The 20,010-nt window shown below is 71.1% G+C and carries 13 protein-coding genes; 5 read left to right on the top strand and 8 right to left on the bottom strand.

The genetic code is table 11. The features are described from left to right. Positions 1-39 precede the first annotated feature (39 nt). Complete coding sequence (locus ACPPVT_RS03300; protein ID WP_426565432.1) at positions 40-630, bottom strand: GNAT family N-acetyltransferase; 591 nt, start codon at positions 628-630, stop codon at positions 40-42. A gap of 311 nt (positions 631-941) precedes the next feature. Here ACPPVT_RS03300 and ACPPVT_RS03295 point away from each other — a divergent pair, with 311 nt between their 5' ends. Continuing rightward, positions 942-3,710 carry an AAA family ATPase gene (locus ACPPVT_RS03295; RefSeq protein ID WP_426565430.1) on the top strand — a complete coding sequence of 923 codons (2,769 nt, stop codon included), beginning with the start codon at positions 942-944 and terminating at the stop codon, positions 3,708-3,710. Here ACPPVT_RS03295 and ACPPVT_RS03290 read toward each other — a convergent pair. The 3 genes from ACPPVT_RS03290 to ACPPVT_RS03280 all read right to left on the bottom strand — a co-directional run bounded on the left by ACPPVT_RS03290 (position 3,674) and on the right by ACPPVT_RS03280 (position 5,689). After that, complete coding sequence (locus tag ACPPVT_RS03290) at positions 3,674-4,645, bottom strand: chitosanase (RefSeq protein WP_426565428.1); 972 nt, start codon at positions 4,643-4,645, stop codon at positions 3,674-3,676. The two genes, ACPPVT_RS03295 and ACPPVT_RS03290, sit on opposite strands and share 37 nt — an antisense overlap. Before the next feature lie 23 nt (positions 4,646-4,668). Further along, a complete protein-coding gene (locus ACPPVT_RS03285; RefSeq protein WP_426565426.1) occupies positions 4,669-5,415 on the bottom strand; it encodes an IclR family transcriptional regulator domain-containing protein in 747 nt (248 codons plus the stop codon). An 82-nt stretch (positions 5,416-5,497) separates the two neighbouring features. Then, entirely contained in the window at positions 5,498-5,689 is a 192-nt protein-coding gene (locus ACPPVT_RS03280; protein WP_426565424.1) for a zf-HC2 domain-containing protein, read from the bottom strand. Between the two features lie 544 nt (positions 5,690-6,233). On the opposite strand from ACPPVT_RS03280, the gene ACPPVT_RS03275 reads away from it, so the two are divergent. From ACPPVT_RS03275 to ACPPVT_RS03260, 4 genes are all read left to right on the top strand, one after another. Then, on the top strand, positions 6,234-6,998 hold the full coding sequence (locus ACPPVT_RS03275) for an IclR family transcriptional regulator (RefSeq protein ID WP_426565422.1): 765 nt from the start codon (positions 6,234-6,236) through the stop codon (positions 6,996-6,998). 118 nt (positions 6,999-7,116) lie between these two features. Next, positions 7,117-10,011 (top strand): BTAD domain-containing putative transcriptional regulator, encoded by a 2,895-nt coding sequence (locus ACPPVT_RS03270; protein WP_426565420.1) that lies wholly within the window; start codon positions 7,117-7,119, stop codon positions 10,009-10,011. A 95-nt stretch (positions 10,012-10,106) separates the two neighbouring features. Continuing rightward, on the top strand, positions 10,107-13,037 hold the full coding sequence (locus tag ACPPVT_RS03265; protein WP_426565418.1) for a BTAD domain-containing putative transcriptional regulator: 2,931 nt from the start codon (positions 10,107-10,109) through the stop codon (positions 13,035-13,037). Between the two features lie 94 nt (positions 13,038-13,131). Beyond that, positions 13,132-16,092 carry a BTAD domain-containing putative transcriptional regulator gene (locus ACPPVT_RS03260; protein ID WP_426565416.1) on the top strand — a complete coding sequence of 987 codons (2,961 nt, stop codon included), beginning with the start codon at positions 13,132-13,134 and terminating at the stop codon, positions 16,090-16,092. A gap of 37 nt (positions 16,093-16,129) precedes the next feature. Here ACPPVT_RS03260 and ACPPVT_RS03255 read toward each other — a convergent pair whose 3' ends face one another. Genes ACPPVT_RS03255 through ACPPVT_RS03240 form a run of 4 tightly spaced genes read right to left on the bottom strand, consistent with a single transcriptional unit; the run spans position 16,130 to position 19,999 of the window. After that, positions 16,130-17,272, bottom strand: coding sequence for a UDP-galactopyranose/dTDP-fucopyranose mutase family protein (locus ACPPVT_RS03255; RefSeq protein ID WP_426565414.1), 1,143 nt, complete (start codon positions 17,270-17,272; stop codon positions 16,130-16,132). Position 17,273: 1 nt separating this feature from the next. Beyond that, positions 17,274-17,705 (bottom strand): GtrA family protein, encoded by a 432-nt coding sequence (locus ACPPVT_RS03250; RefSeq protein WP_426565412.1) that lies wholly within the window; start codon positions 17,703-17,705, stop codon positions 17,274-17,276. Beyond that, a complete protein-coding gene (locus ACPPVT_RS03245) occupies positions 17,695-19,026 on the bottom strand; it encodes an FAD-binding oxidoreductase (protein WP_426565410.1) in 1,332 nt (443 codons plus the stop codon). The genes ACPPVT_RS03250 and ACPPVT_RS03245 overlap by 11 nt, the downstream gene beginning before the upstream one ends. Then, the gene (locus ACPPVT_RS03240; RefSeq protein ID WP_426565408.1) at positions 19,019-19,999 is read right to left on the bottom strand and encodes a hypothetical protein; all 981 of its coding nucleotides are present in this window, start codon (positions 19,997-19,999) and stop codon (positions 19,019-19,021) included. The genes ACPPVT_RS03245 and ACPPVT_RS03240 overlap by 8 nt, the downstream gene beginning before the upstream one ends. Positions 20,000-20,010: the final 11 nt, after the last annotated feature.

Below are 20,010 nucleotides of genomic sequence, written 5' to 3'. Positions count from 1 at the left end.
GTGTCCGCACGTTCTGCTCCGGGTTTGTCGAGCCGCGGTTCAGCGCGGTTCGCGCAGCATCGGGATCATCGGTGGTGCCGAACCGACCCGGATGGTGCCCAGCACCTCGAAGCCGTGCCGCTGGTAGAGCGAGACGTTCCGTGGGTTGGTGGACTCCAGGTAGGCGGGCTGCCGCGCTCGGTCGCACTCGACCAGAGGGGCCTCCAGGAGCAGCGATCCGAACCCGCGGCCACGCTCCATCGGGTCGACACCGATCAGCGGCAGGTACCAGTGCGGCCGGTGCGGGTGGTAGCCGTCCATCTGCGCGAACAGCGCCCCGGCTTCGTCTCGGAGCGACTCCGGGACGTCCCGCTGCAGGATCGCCGCCAGCGCCACCTCGTCCGGATGCAGCGAAGGCGCGAGCCACAGCGCGACGCCGGCCATCGCGTGCACCGACCGAGCTCCGCCGGACTCGAAGGCCGAGACACCGAAGGCCCGCACCAGCGCCGGGAAGTGCGCGAGGTAGCCCTGCGCGCTCGGGTACATCCAGCGGCTGACGGGGTCGTCGGCGAACGCCACGGTCAACGCGGCCACCGCCTGGTCGACCCGTCCCGCCGGCACCCGCTCGACAGTCGGTCCTGCCTGCTCCACACCGGCTCCCTCCGCGCCGCAGAAGGCCGGCGGCTGCCGCCCGATTGTTTCCTTCTGTCCTATCCCGTTCAAGCCCGTGACCGCTGCTTTCATTGGGTGGAACAGCAGTGGGGGCGCTGCCGCGGACCGTGTCAGCATGTCGTCCGTGAGAGCCTCCCGGATCGTGAGCCGGCCGACGCGAAGCCGCCCGACAGAAGGCGTCGGACGAGAACCCGACGGAGGCGTAGCGGGCCTGGGAGGTCGGGGTGTACACAGGTGATCTACCCGCACGACCCCGCGCGCGTTCTGAATCGAACCCTGGGGTGTCGATCATGCCGATGATGGCGGACGGTCCCACTCATGCGGCCATCGTGGGCAGGGAACGCGAGACTGCCCTGGTGGCGGCGATCCTGCCTCCCGTTCCCAGTCGGCTCGACATAGTCGTCCTGGTCGGACCGGTGGGGATCGGCAAGACGACCATCGCCGGACTGGCGGCCGACCAGGCGCGGAGCCTGGGGGTGCGAGTGCTGTCGGTGCGCTGCAGCGAGCACGAGTCAGGACTGGCATTCGCTGCACTGCACCAGCTGCTGCGTCCAGCGCTGCCCCACCTGGACTCGCTGCCGGAGCCGCAGGGCACAGCGGTGCGAATCGCCTTCGGCCTGCATCATCAGGAATCCGCGCCCGACGTGCTGATGCTGTGCCTGGGAGCCCTGACGCTGCTGTCCCGGTTGGCCGACGACGACTCGCTGCTGGTCCTGGTGGACGACGCGCAGTGGCTGGACGACGGAAGCCGCGGTGTGCTGTCCTTCATCGCCCGCCGGCTGGAGGGTGAGCCGGTGAGCATGCTGATCGCGGCGCGCGGCGCCGCGGCACCACCCGGTCTGGACCGCGACGTCACGCTGGTCGAGCTCGGACCGTTGTCGCCCGCAGACGCCGAGCGACTGCTGGATCTTCAGCCCTACGTGCCCGCCGACACCCTGCGCGCGCGAATTCTGGAACGGGCGGCCGGCAACCCGCTGGGCGTGGTCGAGCTGGCCAAGGCCGCCGATGAGGTCGACCCGCAGCCGATCACCGGGCAGCGGGACGAGCTGCGGCTGACCGACCACCTCGAACGAACCTTCGCGGGCTCCTGGCAGGCGTTGCCCGAGGCGACCCGCTGGGCGGTCCTGGTGGCGGCGACCGCCGACAGCACGGAGGTCTGGCTGGCGTCGGACACGGGTGCGACGGCCGACCAGACCTGGCTACCGGCCGAGGAGGCCGGCCTGGTCGTGGTGCGACCGGGCAGCATCGAGTTCCGCCACCCCCTGGTGCGGTCGGCGATCTACCGGGCCGCGCCGGCGGCCTTGAGACGTCAGGCCCACCTGGCGGTCGCCGCCCGGCTGGAGGGTGCACCCGACCGGCAGGTCTGGCATCGCGCAGCGGCGGCGACGTCCCCGGACGAGGAGGTCGCGGCCGCGTTGGAGGCCGCCGCCAGCCGGTCCGAGGACCGCGGCGGGGCGATCGAGTCGCTGGCCCTGTACGAGCGCGCGGGTCAGCTCAGCCCGGACCCCGCCGACCAGTGCCGCAGGCTGGCCAAGGCGGCGTTCGTGGCCTTCCTCGCTGGCCGGATGCAGCAGGCCGACGACCTCGCCGCCCGCGCCAGCGCGGGCACGACGGACCCAGCGGCGCTGGCCTGGGTCAGTCTGCTCGGTGGGGCCGCCGCCTACCTTCGACTTCAGCCGACTCGTGGGGCGGCCATCCTGCTCCCGCTGACCGGGAGCGGCATCGACAGCAGCCTCGCCGCGAACGCTCTCACGGCCCTGTCGCACATCGCCTACTGCTGGGCTCGTCCCGAACCGCTCGAGCAGGTGGCGACGGCGTTCGAGCAGGTGGCTACGGCGTTCGAACAGCTGGGCAGGATCCCCGAAGAAGCGCTCCAGGCCGCACTGTACGTCCGGGCCGCGCTGGATCCCGTTTCCGCCCACGACGAGGTCGCCGACATGCTGGGCACGGCCCTGGCCTCCGACGCGGCCCTGGACCAGGCCGACGCTACGGTCCTCGGCGGCGCCGCGCTGCTGATCGACGAGACCGAGCAGATCCTGCAGGCGCTGGCCCAGATCGGAGACCCGTTCTTCACCGAGGCCTGGGACTCCTACTACGCGATGTCGATCGTGGACCTGGCCTGGGGACTGTTCGACAGCGGGCGGTGGAGTCAAGCAGGTGCCAACGTGGCCGCGCTCGCGCACAGCGGGTCGAGCAGCCCGGCTCCGACGCTCGCTCAGGTCCGGGCGCTGACGATCACCGCCGTGCTGGCCGCCCAGCGCGGGCAGACCGAGCTGGCCCGATCCCACGCCGCGACAGTACTGGCCGCCGTCGAGGCCGAGCAGGTGCTCTCGGTGGCTGTCCGAGCCACCTGGGCGGCTGCGCTGGCAAACCTGGCGGACGGCGAGCTGGAGACCTGCTTGCAAGGCCTGCGGGGCCTGTTCGACCTCGACGGACGCCCGCTGCACCACGAGTCCTACTACGCCATCGCCGACCTGGCCAGCACCGCGATCCGCACCGGGTACGAGGACGACGTACGCCCCCTGCTCGCGCTGGCAGAAGAGCACCTGCTCGGGGTCGCCTCACCCCGGCTGCAGCTGTTGGTCCACCGTGCCGCAGCCGTCCTGGCCACTGACCCCGCCCAGGCAGAGGCGCGCTTCGCTGCGGCGCTCGACTCGACCAGCGCACGATGGCCGTTCGAGCGCGCCCAGAGCCAGCTCGCCTATGGCGAGTGGTTGCGCCGCAACCGCCGCACCCCCCAGGCTCGCACCGAGCTGCGTGCGGCGCTGGCCACGTTCGAGCGACTCGGCGCCACGCCCTGGACCGAACGAGCCCGGGGCGAGCTGCGCGCATCCGGGATCCACGTCCAGCCCAGCCGGCCCACGTTGCTGGACCAGCTCACGGCCCAGCAGCAGCAGATCGTCCGCCTCGCCGCCGAGGGACTGACTAACCGAGAGATCGGCGAACGGCTCTTCCTGTCACGCCGAACCATCGGGTTTCACCTGCACCAGGCCTTTCCCAAGCTCGGCGTCACCTCTCGGACTCAGCTGCGCGACCTGATCGACCGCGAGGCCGGCTGAGGCAGTTTCCGGATCGAGTACCAGTCGCCGTACACGCTCCAGAGCAACGGTGGTTCCAGGCCCAGGTTTCCGGCGCGCAGGAACACTCGCTGAGCGTCGTCGACCCGCGAAGTGTCCCGATGCGCTGTCTCCGTGCGCATTTCAGCCACCCGGGCATCGAGGAACGCCTCGAGGTAGCCGTACTCGCTGCCACCCCGAGCCGGCAGCTGCGCACGACGCTCGGCCGCCGCTCGGATCGCGTTGAACTCGCCGCCCGGCCCGACGGGTCCGTGCATCACGGCCGCGTCGTAGTAGACGAACTGCCCCAGCGCATGCAGGCCGTCCGCCTTGGCCAACCGCACCGCCGGGTCGAAGTACAGGCTGTCCCGGACGCGGTCCTGCGCCCTGCGGAAGGCCGGGTCGCGCGCGGCCAGCCGCCACGCCTGGACGAAACCTGGGCCGAGGCCGCTGTGGTCGGCCGTGCCATCGACCTCGCGCAGGGCTGGCACGTACGGTGCCAGCGCGTTGCCGGGCCTCGCGAGGCTGTACAACTCGACGACGCGAAGCATGTCCCCGGTGCCGGAGCAGAATCCCACCACTCCGCCGGTGTAGCCGCGGCCGTCGCCGATGTCCTCGATGGACTCGTACTGGGCTCGCCAGTCCAGCGACGAGTCCTCCGCGCTGGAGACGAGTTCCATCGCCAGCTCCTTGCGTCCCGGGGAGTCGAGGTCGGACGACGATGGGCTCGGCGGCGCGGTGCTGGTCGGCGGCGCGGTGCTGGTCGGCGGCGCCGTGCTGGTCGTCGGCGCGGTACTGATTGGCGACGCCGTGCTGGTCGGCGCCTGCGGTGATGCTGCCTGCCCGGGGTCCAGGAGCGCGGCGAGGACGCAGGCCAGGACGGCACCAGCCGTGATGCTCCACCGCACGGCTGCGCCCAGGGCCGTCGGTCGGGGCATCGGATCCGCTCCGCGGGCGAGTTTCACCCGGTGGCGCTTATCGCGCTACCGGCGGACCGCGCGGCGCTGCGCAGCAGGTGGACGACCCCGCTGACATCGACCCGGCCCCGTCGACCGCGGACGACCAGCGCAGCCCAAGGACGGGCCTGCGCGTCGAAAACCGGCATCGCGAAGCACAGCGCGTGCGACTGCGGGTCTGCGTGCACCGCCACTCTGGCGCGGCGCACGTCGGCCAGCTCGCGGCGCAGCTGGGCGCGCTCCCCCGGGTGCAGCCCATGCCGCTCGGCCACCCGCAGCGCCGCAGGAGGGTCCCAGGCCAGCAGGGCGCAGCCGGCGGCGCTGCCCAGGACCGGCCCCTGACCCGTCTGGTCCGAGCCCGTCCAGAGCTCATCCCGGCCGTGGATCCGGTATGCGTAGTCCACCAGCCGCCCGTTCAGCACGGCGGCGCTCACGGTGAGCTGGGTACGAGTGAACAGCCTGCCGACCGGAGCGGACAGCGCGCGCCGGGCGTCGGCGCGCCGGGCCGTGAGTCTCTGGTTCGCTCGGCCCGGCTCCCCTTCCAGCAGCCGGTACAGCCTTCCCTCGCGCCCAACGTCGCCGGCAGCGACCATCGCAGCTAGCGTGCGATGCGTCGTGGACTTGGCGAGATCGAGCCGGCGGGCTATCTCGGACAGCGGAAGCGCGCGGCCGTCGCGAAGCAACGCGTCCACGACGGCCTGGGTCCGTTCGTCCCTGGCCGGGCGCGTGGTACCTGACCGAGTGCCTGTCATCGTTCCACCTTTCGCGGCTCACCCTGGGACGTTCCGGCTTCGTCGCGGGTTCAGCCGTGTGCCTGCAGTGGGCGCACCCGGGCTAAGGCTCGTCGTCCACCGGCAGCGCGGCCAACGCGTCGCTCAGCTGCACGACCGTCGCGTAGCACTCATCGCAGCCTCCGAGGTGCAGGGCGAAGCGCTGCGCCTCAGCGCTGTCCAGCCCGCCCATCAGCCAGGCAGCCGCAAGATCTCGCAGCTCCTGGTGGCTGAGATCGATCGTCTGACCCGGCACTCGCCCCGCCCGCCATCCCATGCGCCGCAGCGCTCGTCTCCACGGCCCTGGCTCGTCCATGAGGCCCCCCGATCGGCGCGCCCACCAGCCCCCGGCCCCAGACCCGCCAGCGGGTCGTACGCACCAGCGACGGCGCCTACGAGGGGACCGGATCGATGTCCAGTATGCCAGGTTCGCGCAAGCAAGTGATCCCCTCGCGTCAGCCCGATTTCGGGTTTTGGCCGGGACGACCTGCGGCGGACTGAACCACGGCGCTGGGCCAGGCGTCCTTGGCTGTGTCACCCGCCGAGATGCTCGGCGCCGGGGACAAGCCGGGAGGTCGCGGCGTGGATTGGGCGCCCCCCTGCCGCGGTCCACCATGGTCGCGGCCTCCCGGCGACACGATGTCGAAGGACCACAGCACGAGACGGCTCGTCGGGCGACCGAGTCCCTCTCCTGAAAGGTGATCGGGTGACAAGCGCTTCGATGATTTCGGTCGGCGAGCAGGCAGCGACAGTGAGGCCCCGGCATGCCGCGGCGCCAAGATGACGACAGCCGGTCGGCCGTGGCGAGGTCCATCGCCGTGCTCCAGGTCTTCAACGAGTCGAACCGCACGCTGAAGCTCGTTCAGGTGGCTCGCCGAGCAGGGCTGCCGATGCCGACCGCCCACCGGCTCGTCGGTGAGCTGACGGAGGCGAACCTGCTCGTCCGCCGGCGCGACGGCTCGTACGAGATCGGCGAGGGTGCGTGGCGGCTCAGTCTGTTGTCCACGACAACCCGGATGCGCGAGACGGTGCTGCCGCACCTGCACGACGTGGCGATCGCCACCGGCCACGCCGTCCACTTCGCGGTGCTGGACGGCCCGGGCGCACTGGTGGTCGAGCGGCTGCGATCACCCCGGGTCGGGGCCACGCCGCACCGGCCAGGAACGCTCCTGCCCCTGCACTGCACGGCAGTGGGCAAAGCCTTGCTCGCCTTCGCAGATCCCGAGCTGCGCCGGTCCGTGTTGAGCTCGTTGAGCCCGTTCACCGAGTTCACGATCACCGATCCTGCTCTGCTGCAACGCCAGCTGGACGTGATCCGCGAGACTGCCGTCGCCCGAACTCTGCAGGAGCACCTGCTCGGCTTGTGGTCCATCGCCGTGCCGGTACAGAGCCACGACGGCGTCAACGGGGCGATCGCGGTGGTAGCACCCGCCGTTGCCCCCCGCACCATGGACGTGATCGCGCCGCTGCGCTCAGCCGCCGCGGCGATGTCCACCAGCCTGCGACGCATCCGGGACGACATGCACGCCCCATCGGCTTCGCGGAGGCGTGGCCGCCGTCGGTGAGGCTGTCACGAGACGGGTCGCGCCGTGATTGCAGCCCGCGTGGGTCGACACTGTTACCTGCTCGGCCTACCGTGGCGGTACCGGTGAAGGATGGTCCGAACCTGAGGGGTGCGGACTGATGGGTGCGACGGCGGGTGAGGGTGCGGTCTTTCGCGAGGATGCCGGTGAGCCGGATCTGCAGGTGCGGTTGCTGGGTCCGGTGACGCTGTCGGTGTGCGGGGCGGTGGTGCCGGCGGGTCCTCGTTTGCAGCGCAGCTTGTTGGCGGTGTTGGCGATCAACGCCGGTCTGGCGCTGTCCCGGTCGGTGCTGGTGGACTTTTTGTGGGGTGAGCAGCCGCCGTCGACGGTCAGCCACAGCCTGCACACTCTGGTGTGGTCCCTGCGCCGGCTGCTGGGGTCGGAGCGGTTGGAGCGAGTCGGTGACGGGTATCGGCTGAGCTTGGGGGTGGGCGAGTGCGATGTGTTGCGGGTCCGGCAGCTGGCGGGGTATGTGCAGCGCCGGGACACTCCAGCGGAGGAGGCGTTGGCGGGCGCGGAGGCGGCTTTGTCGTTCTGGACCGGTTCGCCGCTGTCCGACGTCGAGGGGGTGGCCGCGGACCTGGTCCGGGCGGAGTTGGAGAGCCTGCGCACCCAGCTGGTGGCGGCGAGGGTTGAGCTGTTGATCGAGTTGTCCCGGGCGGTGGAGGCGTTGTCGTCGTTGCGGTCCGAGGCGGCCAACGACCCGCTGAACGAACGGTTCAGCGAGCTGCTGATCATCGCGCTGCACCAGCTGGGTCGGCGGCCGGAGGCGTTGGCGGAGTTCGACCGGGTCCGGCACGCGCTGCGCGAGGAGCTGGGGCTGGACCCGGGGCCAGGTCTGCGTACCGCGCACGAGAAGGTGCTGCGTGGTGGCGACCCAGAACGGCCGCCGGACAGGGTGGACAAGCCGGTGCCGGTGCCCAAGCCGGCCCAGCTGCCGGCGACCTCACGGGACTTCATCGGCCGTCACGGCGAGACGGCGCAGCTGGTCGGCTGGCTGAACCAGGACCAGGACGCAGCGAAGGCTCAGGCGGGTCCGCGGGTGGTGGTGCTGCATGGTCCGGGCGGGATCGGCAAGACCAGCCTGGGTCTGCGGGCGGCGCACCTGGTGGCGGCCGGTTATCCCGACGGTCAGCTGTACGCCAGTCTGCGCGGCTTCGACCCGGCGCACCCGGCGCTGGTGGCCGCTGACGTGCTGCCGGGCTTCCTGCGGGGGCTGGGCGTCCTGGACGAGGACATGCCCCTAGGCGCCGCCGATCAGAGCGCGATGCTTCGCACCGTGATCGCCGAGCGCCGGATGCTGCTGTTCCTGGACGATGCACCCTCGGGGCAGGTGGTCCAGGATCTGCTGCCGGGCACGGCGGGCTGCGCGGTGCTGGTCACCAGCCGGCAACGGATGGCCGGCCTGGTGGCTCGCGAGGGAGCACGCCGGCTGGATGTTCGCCCGATGGCCGACGCCGAATGCGTCCAGCTGATGTCGCATCTGCTCGGTGCCGAGCTGGTGGCCGGGCAACCGGAGCAGGTCGGCCAGCTGATCGAGCTGTGCAGCCGCTGGCCGCTGGCCCTGCGGATCGCGGCCGAGCAGGTCCTCGAGCACGACGACGGCACGCTCGGACTGGACGAGGTCTGCGGTCAGCTGTCCCGAGCCGGTGACCGCCTGCTGGATCGGTTGGGCACCGCCGAGGAGGACCCGGCGATGATGATGGGCCAGGTCCTGTCCTGGTCCTACCAGCGCCTGTCCGCCGCCGACCAGCGGGCAGCCGCGCTCTACCGGTTGCTCGGCGCGGGCCCGACGGTCCACTTCGACCAGCACTCGGCGGCCCGGCTGCTGGACTGCCCACCGGACCAGGCGCACCTGCTACTGCGCGCCTTGGCGGCCCGGCACATGCTCGAGCCGGACGGCGTGCAGCACCGGATGCACGACCTGGTGCGCCAGCACGCACGCGCGCAAGCCGACCTGCAGGACAGCCCGGCAGCGCTCGGCGCGGCGGTGGACCGGGTGCTGGCCTGGTACGCCGCGGCCTCCAGCGCCGGGCGGGTGGCCCTGGGCACCCCCCTGAAGGTGGGTATGGCCGCACCGGGTCAGAGCGCCGAGCAGCTCGGACTCGAGGATGCCGACGCAGCAACTGCCTGGTTCAGCCGGTCCCTGGACGACCTGATGGCGTGCATCCAGGTCGCCGCCGACCGCGGCCACCCGGCGGCCTGGCAGATCCCGCTCGGCCTCATCGGCTACCTGGAGCTGGCCAACCTGGGCGAGACCCGGGCCCATGAGATCAGCCACCGCACCGGGGCCGCCGCCGCCGCCAAGGCCGGTGAGCACTTGGCCGAGGCCGCGCTGCTGACCAACCTGTCAGTCCTGTACGAGCGGCTCGATGACCCCCAGGAGGGCCTCAGTGTGGCGCGCCGGGCCGATGCTGCCGCCGCCCGGGCTGGCTTTGCGCCGCTCCGGGTCGTCACGATGCTGAACCTCGGCGAGTCCTTGGTCGACGTCGGTCAGCATGACGAGGCGCTCGCCGTGTTCGACGAATCGCTGGCACTGGCCACCGAGCTAGGTGATGACGCCTTGCGCTCGTCCTCGTATGTCGGGCTGTTCCGGGCCCACTGGGGCACCGGCCAGGTCGAGCTCGCCGACCGGGACCTCGAGCAGGCATTCGAGGTCGCTGAGCGCGCCGGCGTCGGCGGCTACTACGCCGCGTTCGAAGCCGCCAGCTATGCGGCGGAGAGCGCGGCGCGGACTCTGATGGGCGTGGACCCCGCCCGGGCCGGCGAGTATGCCCGTCGGGCGCTCGATCGCTTTGGTGACGCCTTGATGCCCTACGACCGCGCCTGCCTGCTCTCCTGGCTCGCGCAGGCCGAGCAGGCCACCGGGGACCGCGCGTCGGCGCTGCAGCACGCCCGGGCCGCGGTTGCCGCCTTCGAGTCCTTGGAGAGCTTCGAGACCAAGCAGTACCAGTCCGCCAGGGCCCTGCTGACGGCGCAGCAGGACCCGCGCTGACGGCGGCGGCTCAGGGTGGCCTCGACACTGCAGCGTGCTCGCCCTACCGTTGCGGTACCGGTGAAGGATGGTCCGAACCTGAGGGGTGCGGACTGATGGGTGCTACGGCGGGTGAGGGTTCGGTCTTTCGCGAGGATGCCGGTGAGCCGGATCTGCAGGTGCGGCTGCTGGGTCCGGTGACGCTGTCGGTGTGCGGGGCGGTGGTGCCGGCGGGTCCTCGCTTGCAGCGCAGCTTGTTGGCGGTGTTGGCGATCAACGCCGGCCTGGCGCTGTCCCGGTCGGTCCTGGTGGATTTCTTGTGGGGTGAGCAGCCGCCCTCGACGGTCAGCCACAGCCTGCACACCCTGGTGTGGTCACTGCGCCGGCTGCTGGGGCCGGACCGTCTGGAGCGAGTCGGTGACGGGTATCGGCTCAGCCTGGGCGAGGGCGAGTGCGATCTGCTGCGGGTCCGGCAGCTGGCCGCGTATGTGCAGCGCCGGGACACTCCAGCGGAGGAGGCGTTGGCGGGCGCGGAGCAGGCTTTGTCGTTCTGGACCGGTTCGCCGCTGTCCGACGTCGAGGGGGTGGCTGCGGACCTGGCTCGTGCGGAGCTGGAGAGCCTGCGCACCCAGCTGGTTGCGGCGAGGGTCGAGCTGTTGATCGAGCTGTCCCGGGCGGTGGAGGCGTTGTCGTCGTTGCGGTCCGAGGCGGCCAGCGACCCGCTGAACGAACGGTTCAGCGAGCTGCTGATCACCGCGCTGCACCAGCTGGGTCGGCGGCCGGAGGCGTTGGCGGAGTTCGACCGGGTCCGGCACGCGCTGCGCGAGGAGCTGGGGCTGGACCCGGGGCCAGGTCTGCGTACCGCGCACGAGAAGGTGCTGCGCGGTGGCGACCCAGAACGGCCGCCGGCCCGGGTGGACAAGCCGGTGGACAAGCCGGTGCCCAAGCCGGCCCAGCTGCCGGCGACCTCACGGGACTTCATCGGCCGTCATGGCGAGACCGCGCAGCTGGTCGGCTGGCTGACCCAGGACCAGGACGCAGCGAAGGCTCAGGGCGAGGACGCAGCGAAGGCTCAGGGCGAGGACGCGGCGAAGGATCGGGCTGGTCCGCGGGTGGTGGTGCTGCACGGTCCGGGCGGGATCGGCAAGACCAGCCTGGGCCTGCGGGCGGCGCACCTGGTGGCCGCCGGCTATCCCGACGGTCAGCTGTACGCCAGTCTGCGCGGCTTCGACCCGGCACACCCGGCGCTGGTGGCCGCTGACGTGCTGCCGGGCTTCCTGTGGGCGCTGGGCGTGCTGGACGAGGACGTGCCCGCGGCGGCGGCCGAGCAGAGCGCGATGCTCCGCACGGTGATCGCCGAGCGCCGGATGCTGCTGTTCCTGGACGACGCGCCCTCGGGGCAGGTCGTGCAGGATCTGCTGCCGGGCGCGGCGGGCTGCGCGGTGCTGGTGACCAGCCGGCACCGGATGGGCGGCCTGGTGGCTCGCGAGGGAGCACGCCGGCTGGATGTTCGCCCGATGGCCGACGCCGAATGCGTCGAGCTGATGTCGCACCTGCTCGGTGCCGAGCTGGTGGCCGGCCAGCCGGACCGGGTCGGCCAGCTGATCGAGCTGTGCAGCCGCTGGCCGCTGGCCCTGCGGATCGCGGCCGAGCAGGTCCTCGAGCACGACGACGGCGCCCTCGGACTGCGCGAGGTCTGCGGTCAGCTGTCCCGGGCCGGTGACCGCCTGCTGGATCGGTTGGGCACCGCCGAGGAGGACCCGGCGATGATGATGGGCCAGGTCCTGTCCTGGTCCTACCAGCGCCTGTCCGCCGCCGACCAGCGGGCAGCCGCGCTCTACCGGTTGCTCGGCGCGGGCCCGACGGTCCACTTCGACCAGCACTCGGCGGCCCGGCTGCTGGACTGCCCACCGGACCAGGCGCACCTGCTACTGCGCGCCTTGGCGGCCCGGCACATGCTCGAGCCGGACGGCGTGCAGCACCGGATGCACGACCTGGTGCGCCAGCACGCACGCGCACAAGCCGACCTGCAGGACGGCCCGGCAGCGGTGGGCGCGGCGGTGGACCGGGTGCTGGCCTGGTACGCCGCGGCCTCCAGCGCCGGGCGGGTGGCCCTGGGTAGGGCCCTGCGCGCGGGTATGGCCGCACCGGATCAGACCGCCGAGCAGCTCGGACTCGGCGATGCCGACGCAGCAACCGCCTGGTTCAGCCGCTCCCTGGACGACCTGATGGCGTGCATCCAGGTCGCCGCCGAACGCGGCCACCCGGCGGCATGGCAGATCCCGCTGGGCCTCTTCGGTTACCTGGAGCAGTCCAACCTGAGCGAGAACCGGGCCCATGAGATCAGCCACCGCACCGGGGCAGCAGCCGCCGCCAAGGCCGGTGAGCACCTGGCCGAGGCCGCGGTGCTGAACAACCTGGTAGCCCTGTACGACCGGCTCGATGACCCCCAGCAGGGCATCAAAGTGGCGCGCCGGGCCGATGCTGCCGCCGCCCGGGCCGGCTTCGCGCCGCTCCGGGTCGTCACGATGCAGAACCTCGGCCTCTGTTTGGTCAACCTCGGTCAGTATGACGAGGCGCTCCCCCTGCTCGACGAATCCCTGGCACTGGCCACCGAGCTGGGTGATGACGCATCGGTCTCGTACTGCTACGTCATGCTGTTCCGGGCCCACTGGGCCACCGGCCAGGTCGAGCTCGCCGACCGGGACCTCGAGCAGGCAGTCGAGGTCGCTGAGCGCGCCGGCGCGTTCGAAGCCGCCAACTTTGCGGCGGAGAGCGCGGCGCGGACTCTGATGGACGTGGACCCCGCCCGGGCCGGCGAGTGTGTCCGCCGGGCGCTCGATCGCTTTGGTGACGCTTTGCTTCCGCATGACCACGCCGGCCTGCTTTCATTGCTCGCGCAGGCCGAGCAGGCCGCCGGGGACCGAGCGTCGGCGCTCCAGCACGCCCGGGCCGCGGTTGCCGCATTCGAGTCCTTGGAGAGCTTCGAGACCAAGCAGTACCAGTCCGCCAGGGCCCTGCTGACGGCGCAGCAGGACCCGCGCTGACGGCTGCAGCCCGTGTGGCCTCGACACTGCAGCGTGCTCGGCCTACCGTGGCGGTACCGGTGAAGGATGGTCCGAACCTGAGGGGTGCGGACTGATGGGTGCGACGGCGGGTGAGGGTTCGGTCGCTCGCGAGGATGCCGGTGAGCCGGATCTGCAGGTGCGGTTGCTGGGTCCGGTGACGCTGTCGGTGCGCGGGATGCAGGTGCCGGCGGGTCCTCGCCTGCAGCGCAGCTTGTTGGCGGTGCTGGCGATCAACGCCGGCCTGGCGCTGTCCCGGTCGGTGCTGGTGGATTTCTTGTGGGGTGAGCAGCCGCCCTCGACGGTGAGCCACAGCCTGCACACCCTGGTGTGGTCACTGCGCCGGCTGCTGGGGCCGGACCGGCTGGAGCGAGTCGGTGACGGGTATCGGCTCAGCCTGGGGGTGGAGGAGTGCGATGTGCTGCGGGTCCGGCAGCTGGCGGGGTACGTGCAGCGCCGGGACACTCCAGCGGAGGAGGCGTTGGCCGGCGCGGAGCAGGCTTTGTCGTACTGGACCGGTTCGCCGCTGTCCGACGTCGAGGGGGTGGCCGCGGACCTGGCCCGGGCGGAGCTGGAGAACCTGCGCACCCAGCTGGTGGCGGCCCGGGTCGAGCTGTTGATCGAGCTGTCCCGGGCGATGGAGGCGTTGTCGTCGTTGCGGTCCGAGGCGGCCAACGACCCGCTGAACGAACGGTTCAGCGAGCTGCTGATCACCGCACTGCACCAGCTGGGCCGACGACCGGAGGCGTTGGCGGAGTTCGACCGGGTACGGCACGCGCTGCGCGAGGAGCTGGGGCTGGACCCGGGGCCAGGTCTGCGCGCCGCGCACGAGAAGGTGCTGCGTGGTGGCGACCCTGAACGGCCGCCGGCCCGGGTGGACACGCCGGTGCCCAAGCCGGTGCCCAAACCGGTGCCCAAGCCGGCGCAGCTGCCGGCGACCTCGCGGGACTTCATCGGCCGTCATGGCGAGACCGCGCAGCTGGTCGGCTGGCTGACCCAGGACCAGGACGCAGCGAAGGCTCAGGGCGAGGACGCAGCGCAGGCTCAGGACGTGGGCGCGGCGAAGGGCCGGGCTGGTCCGCGGGTGGTGGTGCTGCATGGTCCGGGCGGGATCGGCAAGACCAGCCTGGGTCTGCGGGCGGCGCACCTGGTGGCGGCCGGCTATCCCGATGGTCAGCTGTACGCCAGTCTGCGCGGCTTCGACCCGGCACACCCGGCGCTGGTGGCCGCTGACGTGCTGCCGGGCTTCCTGTGGGCGCTGGGCGTGCTGGACGAGGACGTGCCCGCGGCGGCGGCCGAGCAGAGCGCGATGCTCCGCACGGTGATCGCCGACCGCCGGATCCTGCTGTTCCTGGACGATGCACCCTCGGGGCAGGTGGTCCAGGATCTGCTGCCGGGCGCGGCGGGCTGCGCGGTGCTGGTCACCAGCCGGCACCGGATGGGCGGCCTGGTGGCTCGCGAGGGCGCCCGCCGGCTGGATGTTCGCCCGATGGCCGACGCCGAATGCGTCGAGCTGATGTCGCACCTGCTCGGTGCCGAACTGGTGGCCGGGCAGCCGGACCGGGTCGGCCAGCTGATCGAGCTGTGCAGCCGCTGGCCGCTGGCGCTGCGGATCGCGGCCGAGCAGGTCCTCGAGCACGACGACGCCGCGCTCGGACTGGACGAGGTCTGCGGTCAGCTCTCCCGGGCCGGTGACCGCCTGCTGGATCGGTTGGGCACCGCCGAGGAGGACCCGGCGATGATGATGGGCCAGGTGCTGTCCTGGTCCTACCAGCGGCTGTCCGCCGCCGACCCGCGGGCAGCCGCGCTCTACCGGTTGCTCGGCGCGGGGCCGACGGTCCACTTCGACCAGCACTCGGCGGCCCGGCTGCTGGACTGCCCGCCGGACCAGGCGCACCAGCTGCTGCGCGCCCTGGCGGCCCGGCACATGCTCGAGCCGGACGGCGTGCAGCATCGGATGCACGACCTGGTGCGCCAGCACGCACGCGCGCAAGCCGACCTGCAGGACAGCCCGGCAGTGCTCGGCGCGGCGGTGGACCGGGTGCTGGCCTGGTACGCCGCGGCCTCCAGCGCCGGGCGGGTGGCCTTGGGCACGCCGCTGCGCGAGGGTATGGCCGCACCGGGTCAGAGCGCCGAGCAGCTCGGGCTCGGCGATGCCGACGCAGCAACCGCCTGGTTCAGCCGGTCCCTGGACGACCTGATGGCCTGCGTCCAGGTCGCCGCCGACCGCGGCCACCCGGCGGCCTGGCAGATCCCGATGGGCCTCATCGGCTACCTACTGCTGGCCAACCTGGGCGAGACCCGGGCCCACGAGATCAGCCATCGCACCGGGGCAGCCGCCGCCGCCAAGGCCGGTGAGCACTTGGCCGAGGCCACGGTGCTGACCAACCTGGCAGTCCTGTACGAGCGGCACGATGACCCCCAGCAGGGCATCAGTGTGATGCGCCGGGCCGATGCTGCCGCCGCCCGGGCCGGCTTAGCGCCGCTCCGGGTCATCACGATGCAGCACCTCGGCGAGTCCTTGCTCGACGTCGGTCAGCATGACGAGGCGCTCGCCCTGCTCGACGACTCGCTGGCACTGGCCACCGAGCTGGGTGATGACGCCCTGCTCTCGGTCTCCTACGTCATGCTGTTCCGGGCCCTCTGGGCCACGGGCCAGGTCGAGCTCGCCGATCAGGACCTCGCGCAGGCATTCGAGGTCGCTGAGCGCGCCGGCTCCGGTGGCTACTACGCCGCGTTCGAAGCCGCCAGCTTTGCGGCGGAGAGCGCGGCGCAGACTCTGATGGACGTGGACCCCGCCCGGGGCGCCGAGTATGTCCGCCGGACGCTCGATCGCTTTGGTGACGCCTTGATGCCCTACGACCACGCCTGCCTGCTCTCCTTGCTCGCGCAGGCCGAGCAGGCCACCGGGGACGGCGCGTCGGCGCTCCAGCACGCCCGGGCCGCGGTGGCCGCCTTCGAGTCCTTGGGGAGCCTCGAGACCAAGGAGTACCTGTCCGCCAGGGCCCTGCTGACGGCGGAGCAGGATCCGCGCTGACCGGTGCCAGCCTGACCGCTCGCATGCGCTTGCCCCGTCAGGCGTCGACGAAGAGTGCCGGAACGGCAACGCCCTCGCGCACCGCCTCGAGGATCCCGGCGGCGGCGGCCAGCGCCTCGCCGATCGTGACGTCCATGTCGAGGTACCGGTAGGTGCCCAGCCGGCCGAGGAACGTCACCCGGGGCTCTGCGCGTGCCGCTTGGACGTAGCGGGTGAGCAGGCTCTTGTCGTTGGCGAGCCGGATCGGGTAGTACGGGATGTCATCATCCCCTGCGAGCCGGCTGAACTCGCGGAAGCACACGGTGCCTTCGTGCTCCTCCCACGGAGCGAAGTGCTTGTGCTCGGCGATCCGGGTGTAAGGGACGTCGACGTCGCCGAAGTTCATCACGGGGCAGCCGAGGTAGTCGCCCTCGGCTCGGATCTCCTCGAAGTCGAGCGTGCGGTAGCCGAGCCGACCGAAACGATGGCCGAACCAGGCATCGAGCGGGCCGGTCCACACCGAGTGGTCGAAGCCGCCCCGGTCCGCCTCGGTGTACGCGGTGCCGAGCCGGACCTCGATTCCCGGATGGTCGAGGATGCCCTCGACGATCGCGGTGTATCCGTCAAGCGGAATCGCCTGGTGGGGATGGTTGAAGTACGAGTCCTCGTAGCTGAAGCGCACCGGCAGCCGCCTCAGCACGGCCGCGGGGATCTCGGTCGGCGACAGTCCCCACTGCTTACGGGTGTACCCGAGGAAGAACGCCTCGTACAGCCGGCGGCCGATGAACTTCAGCGCCTGCTCCTCGAAGTTGGCCGGCTCGGTGATCGAGGTGTCGGCCTGCTCTGCGATGAAGGCCTTGGCCTGCTCAGGACTCAGGGCCGTCCCGAACAGCTGGTTGATGGTCAGCAGGTTGACCGGCAGCAGGAACACGTGACCGCCGACCGTGGTCCGCACCCGGTGGTTGTACGGCACCATCGTGCCGAACCGGTTGACGTACTCCCACACCTGCTCGTTCCCGGTGTGGAAGATGTGCGGTCCGTAGCGGTGGATCATGACCTGGGTCAACGGATCCCGTTCGGTGTGGCAGTTTCCCGCGACGTGGTCGCGGGTCTCGAAGACCACGGCCGAGTGGCCCGCCTCGGCCAGCTCACGCGCGACGACCGCTCCGGAGAAACCTGCTCCAGCGATACCGAACCTCATGTCAACCGACCTCCTGTCGGAACACCCACGAACGAAGCAGAAGAAAACGAGCCACGGTGCCGATCGCCGAGGCCGCGACCAGCACGACGAGCTCGGACCATCGCGGCGGGTCGCTCACCAGGTGATGGAGCAGGAGCAGGGCCCCCGAGGTGAGCGAGTAGTAGCCGACGAACACCAGGAAGCCCTCAAGCTGCACGCGAAGGTGCGAGCGTCGGGTCGGCTCGAACGTCAGGCGCCGGTTCGCTTCGGTGTTGACGACCGTGCAGACGGCAAGTGCCACCAGGTTCGACGGCAGGGGTCCCCACCAGAGGCGCGCGGTCGAGTACAACGCCAGCTGGAGCAGCACCGAGCCGCCACCGACAAGAGCGAACCTGACGATCTGTCGGCTGAGGCGAGGCACCCTGGGGCTCACCAGGGTGCGGTCACTGGTCACGGGTGACCCTGCGCCAGAGCGACGACGAGAACCGCGGGTCGATGAAGTCGCTGAACTCCTTCCAGCGCGGATACATGACCGCGAAGCAGTCCGGCGTCAGCAAGGAGTCCTTCGCCAGGTAGACCTTTCCCTCGAGCTCGACCAGCAGCTCGTCCAGCGCATGGAACAGGTCGATCGTCCGCTGCCCCAGGTTGACGAAGTCGAACGCGCCGCCGAGCCCCTGAACGGGAAACGACATCAGTCCGGGGAACGTGCCAGAGCCGTACCTCTTGAGGATCGCCAGGAAGCAGACGTTCCCGGAGCGACGGACCAGCTCGATCAGACGTGGCAGACCCGCGGCGACGTGCTGGGTCGGGATGACGAAGTGGTACTGCAGGAACCCCCGGCGGCCGAGCACCCGGTTCCAGTCGTCCACCGCGTCGAGCTGGTAGAAGTACTTCGTGAAGTGGACCAGGCCCGGCGGCCGTCCCGCGCTTCGCCCGTAGTAGAAGCGGTTGAATGCCCGAACGGTCGTCCTGTTCATCAGGTGCCTCGGCAGGTCGAACGGGACCCTCAGCGTCCGGCCGGCCGACGCAGTGGTGGGAAGGGCGTGCGTCTGTTCCTCGCTGGCTTCGTTGCCGAGCTCGAGGATCCCGGCGAACGGCCGGCCGGTCATCAGATCCAGCCAGGCGGTGGCGTACTCGTGCGTGTGGGCGGACTGCTCGAACCGCTCCATGAACGACACCAGATCGCTGAAACCGATGGTCTCGGCCTCGATGTACGAGGTCGCCGTTCGGCGAAGCTGGATGTCGACGGCGGTGATCAGACCGGTCAAGCCCATCCCACCGACGCTCGCTCGGAACAGGTCCGCGTTCTCGGTCGCGCTGCAGGTCTGACGCGAGCCGTCCGTACGGAGCAGGTCGAGCGCGCTGACGTACTGGCCGAAGGATCCGGCGACGACGTGGTTGCGCCCGTGCACGTCGTGCGCGACCGCCCCGCCGACCGACACGTGCTGCGTACTCGGCGACACCGCCAGCCGCCAACCCCGATCGGTCGCGAGGCTCTGGATGGCCCCCATGCTGACGCCCGCCTCGCAGCGGATCACGCCGGAGTCACGGTCGAAGGAGAGGATGCGGTTCAGGTCGCGGGTGTCCAACAGGGCGTTGTCCGCGTTCAGACAGCTGTCTCCGTACGAATGCCCATGGGCTCGCGGAAGCAGGGTGCCGAGGCTGTGGCTCAGGGCGGCCAGGTCCGCAGGCTCGCGCGAGGCAGCCACGACTCGATGACGCTGACGGTGGAACCGGTTCCACGCCAGGTAGGCGGCGCTGAGCTCCTCAGTCATGGCGGACACCCACCCTCAGGTCGCGTTCGTCGTCACGGGTCCTGCGGCGTCTGGTCCGGAGCAGGGCTGCGCCTGCGCCCACCGTCACCAGACCAGCGCTCACCGCGAGCAGCGGGACGCGCCCGGTCGGCGGCGGGCGCACGCCCTGCGCCTGGAGCTGCTCGACGGTCGAAGAGTGAATCTGTTCCCGATCGCCGATCAGCTGGTTGACGTAGCTGTCGACCGCCCGCTGGCAGGCTGCGGCCGGGGTCGACCCGGTGGCCCCATCGGCCGACATCAAGGCCGCGATCCGGTAGTCCCGGGCGGGCACGTTCCATCGGGGATCGCTGCCGAAGAAGAAGTTCGGGGTGCCGAGACTGGCGAGAACGAAGACGGCCACGAAGGTCACCACGGCGGGCACCGCGGTCAGCGTGGCCACCCGCAACCGGGCGCCGACGGTGGCGACCGGGAACCACCGGTCCTGGACTGCCAAGTACCTGCGCGCCAAGACGTAGGACGAGACGAGGATCGCAGACTCGATCACCACCACCAGGGTCCAGGTGAGCAGATTCAGGGCGTTGGGCTCACAGGGCGGCAGCAGGACGATGAGTGCGAAACCCGGGTCTCCATAAGCGGAGTAGAGCCCGGACGCCGCGTACTGAAGTCCGAACAACAGGTTGGCCGCGCCGTACACGACGAGGAACAGCTCCAGCCAACGCCGCCTGACGACTCGGCGACTCAGGGCCAGCGCGGTCAGACCGCCGACGACCTGAGAGACCGGACCGACGGCCAAGGACAGGAACCTGGGCAGCCTGCCGACGGCCGGGGCGAACGAGAAGTTCCCGTAGCCGTCGCCGAAGGCCGGCACCTTGATGCCCTTCAACGACGCACCGAACAGCCCGCTGACCAGCAGGTGCGAGCTCTCGTGGATGGCCACGCCGATCCGCAGCGTCGTCCAGATCAGCAGCGCGAGAACGAGCGCGAATGCTGCCATCCGCCCTGCCG

Origin of the sequence: Angustibacter sp. McL0619 (genome assembly GCF_049994355.1) — a bacterium.
Classification (GTDB): domain Bacteria; phylum Actinomycetota; class Actinomycetes; order Actinomycetales; family Angustibacteraceae; genus Angustibacter.
Note: the sequence above shows the minus strand (reverse complement) of the source record. Positions and strands in the feature narration are given on the sequence as shown.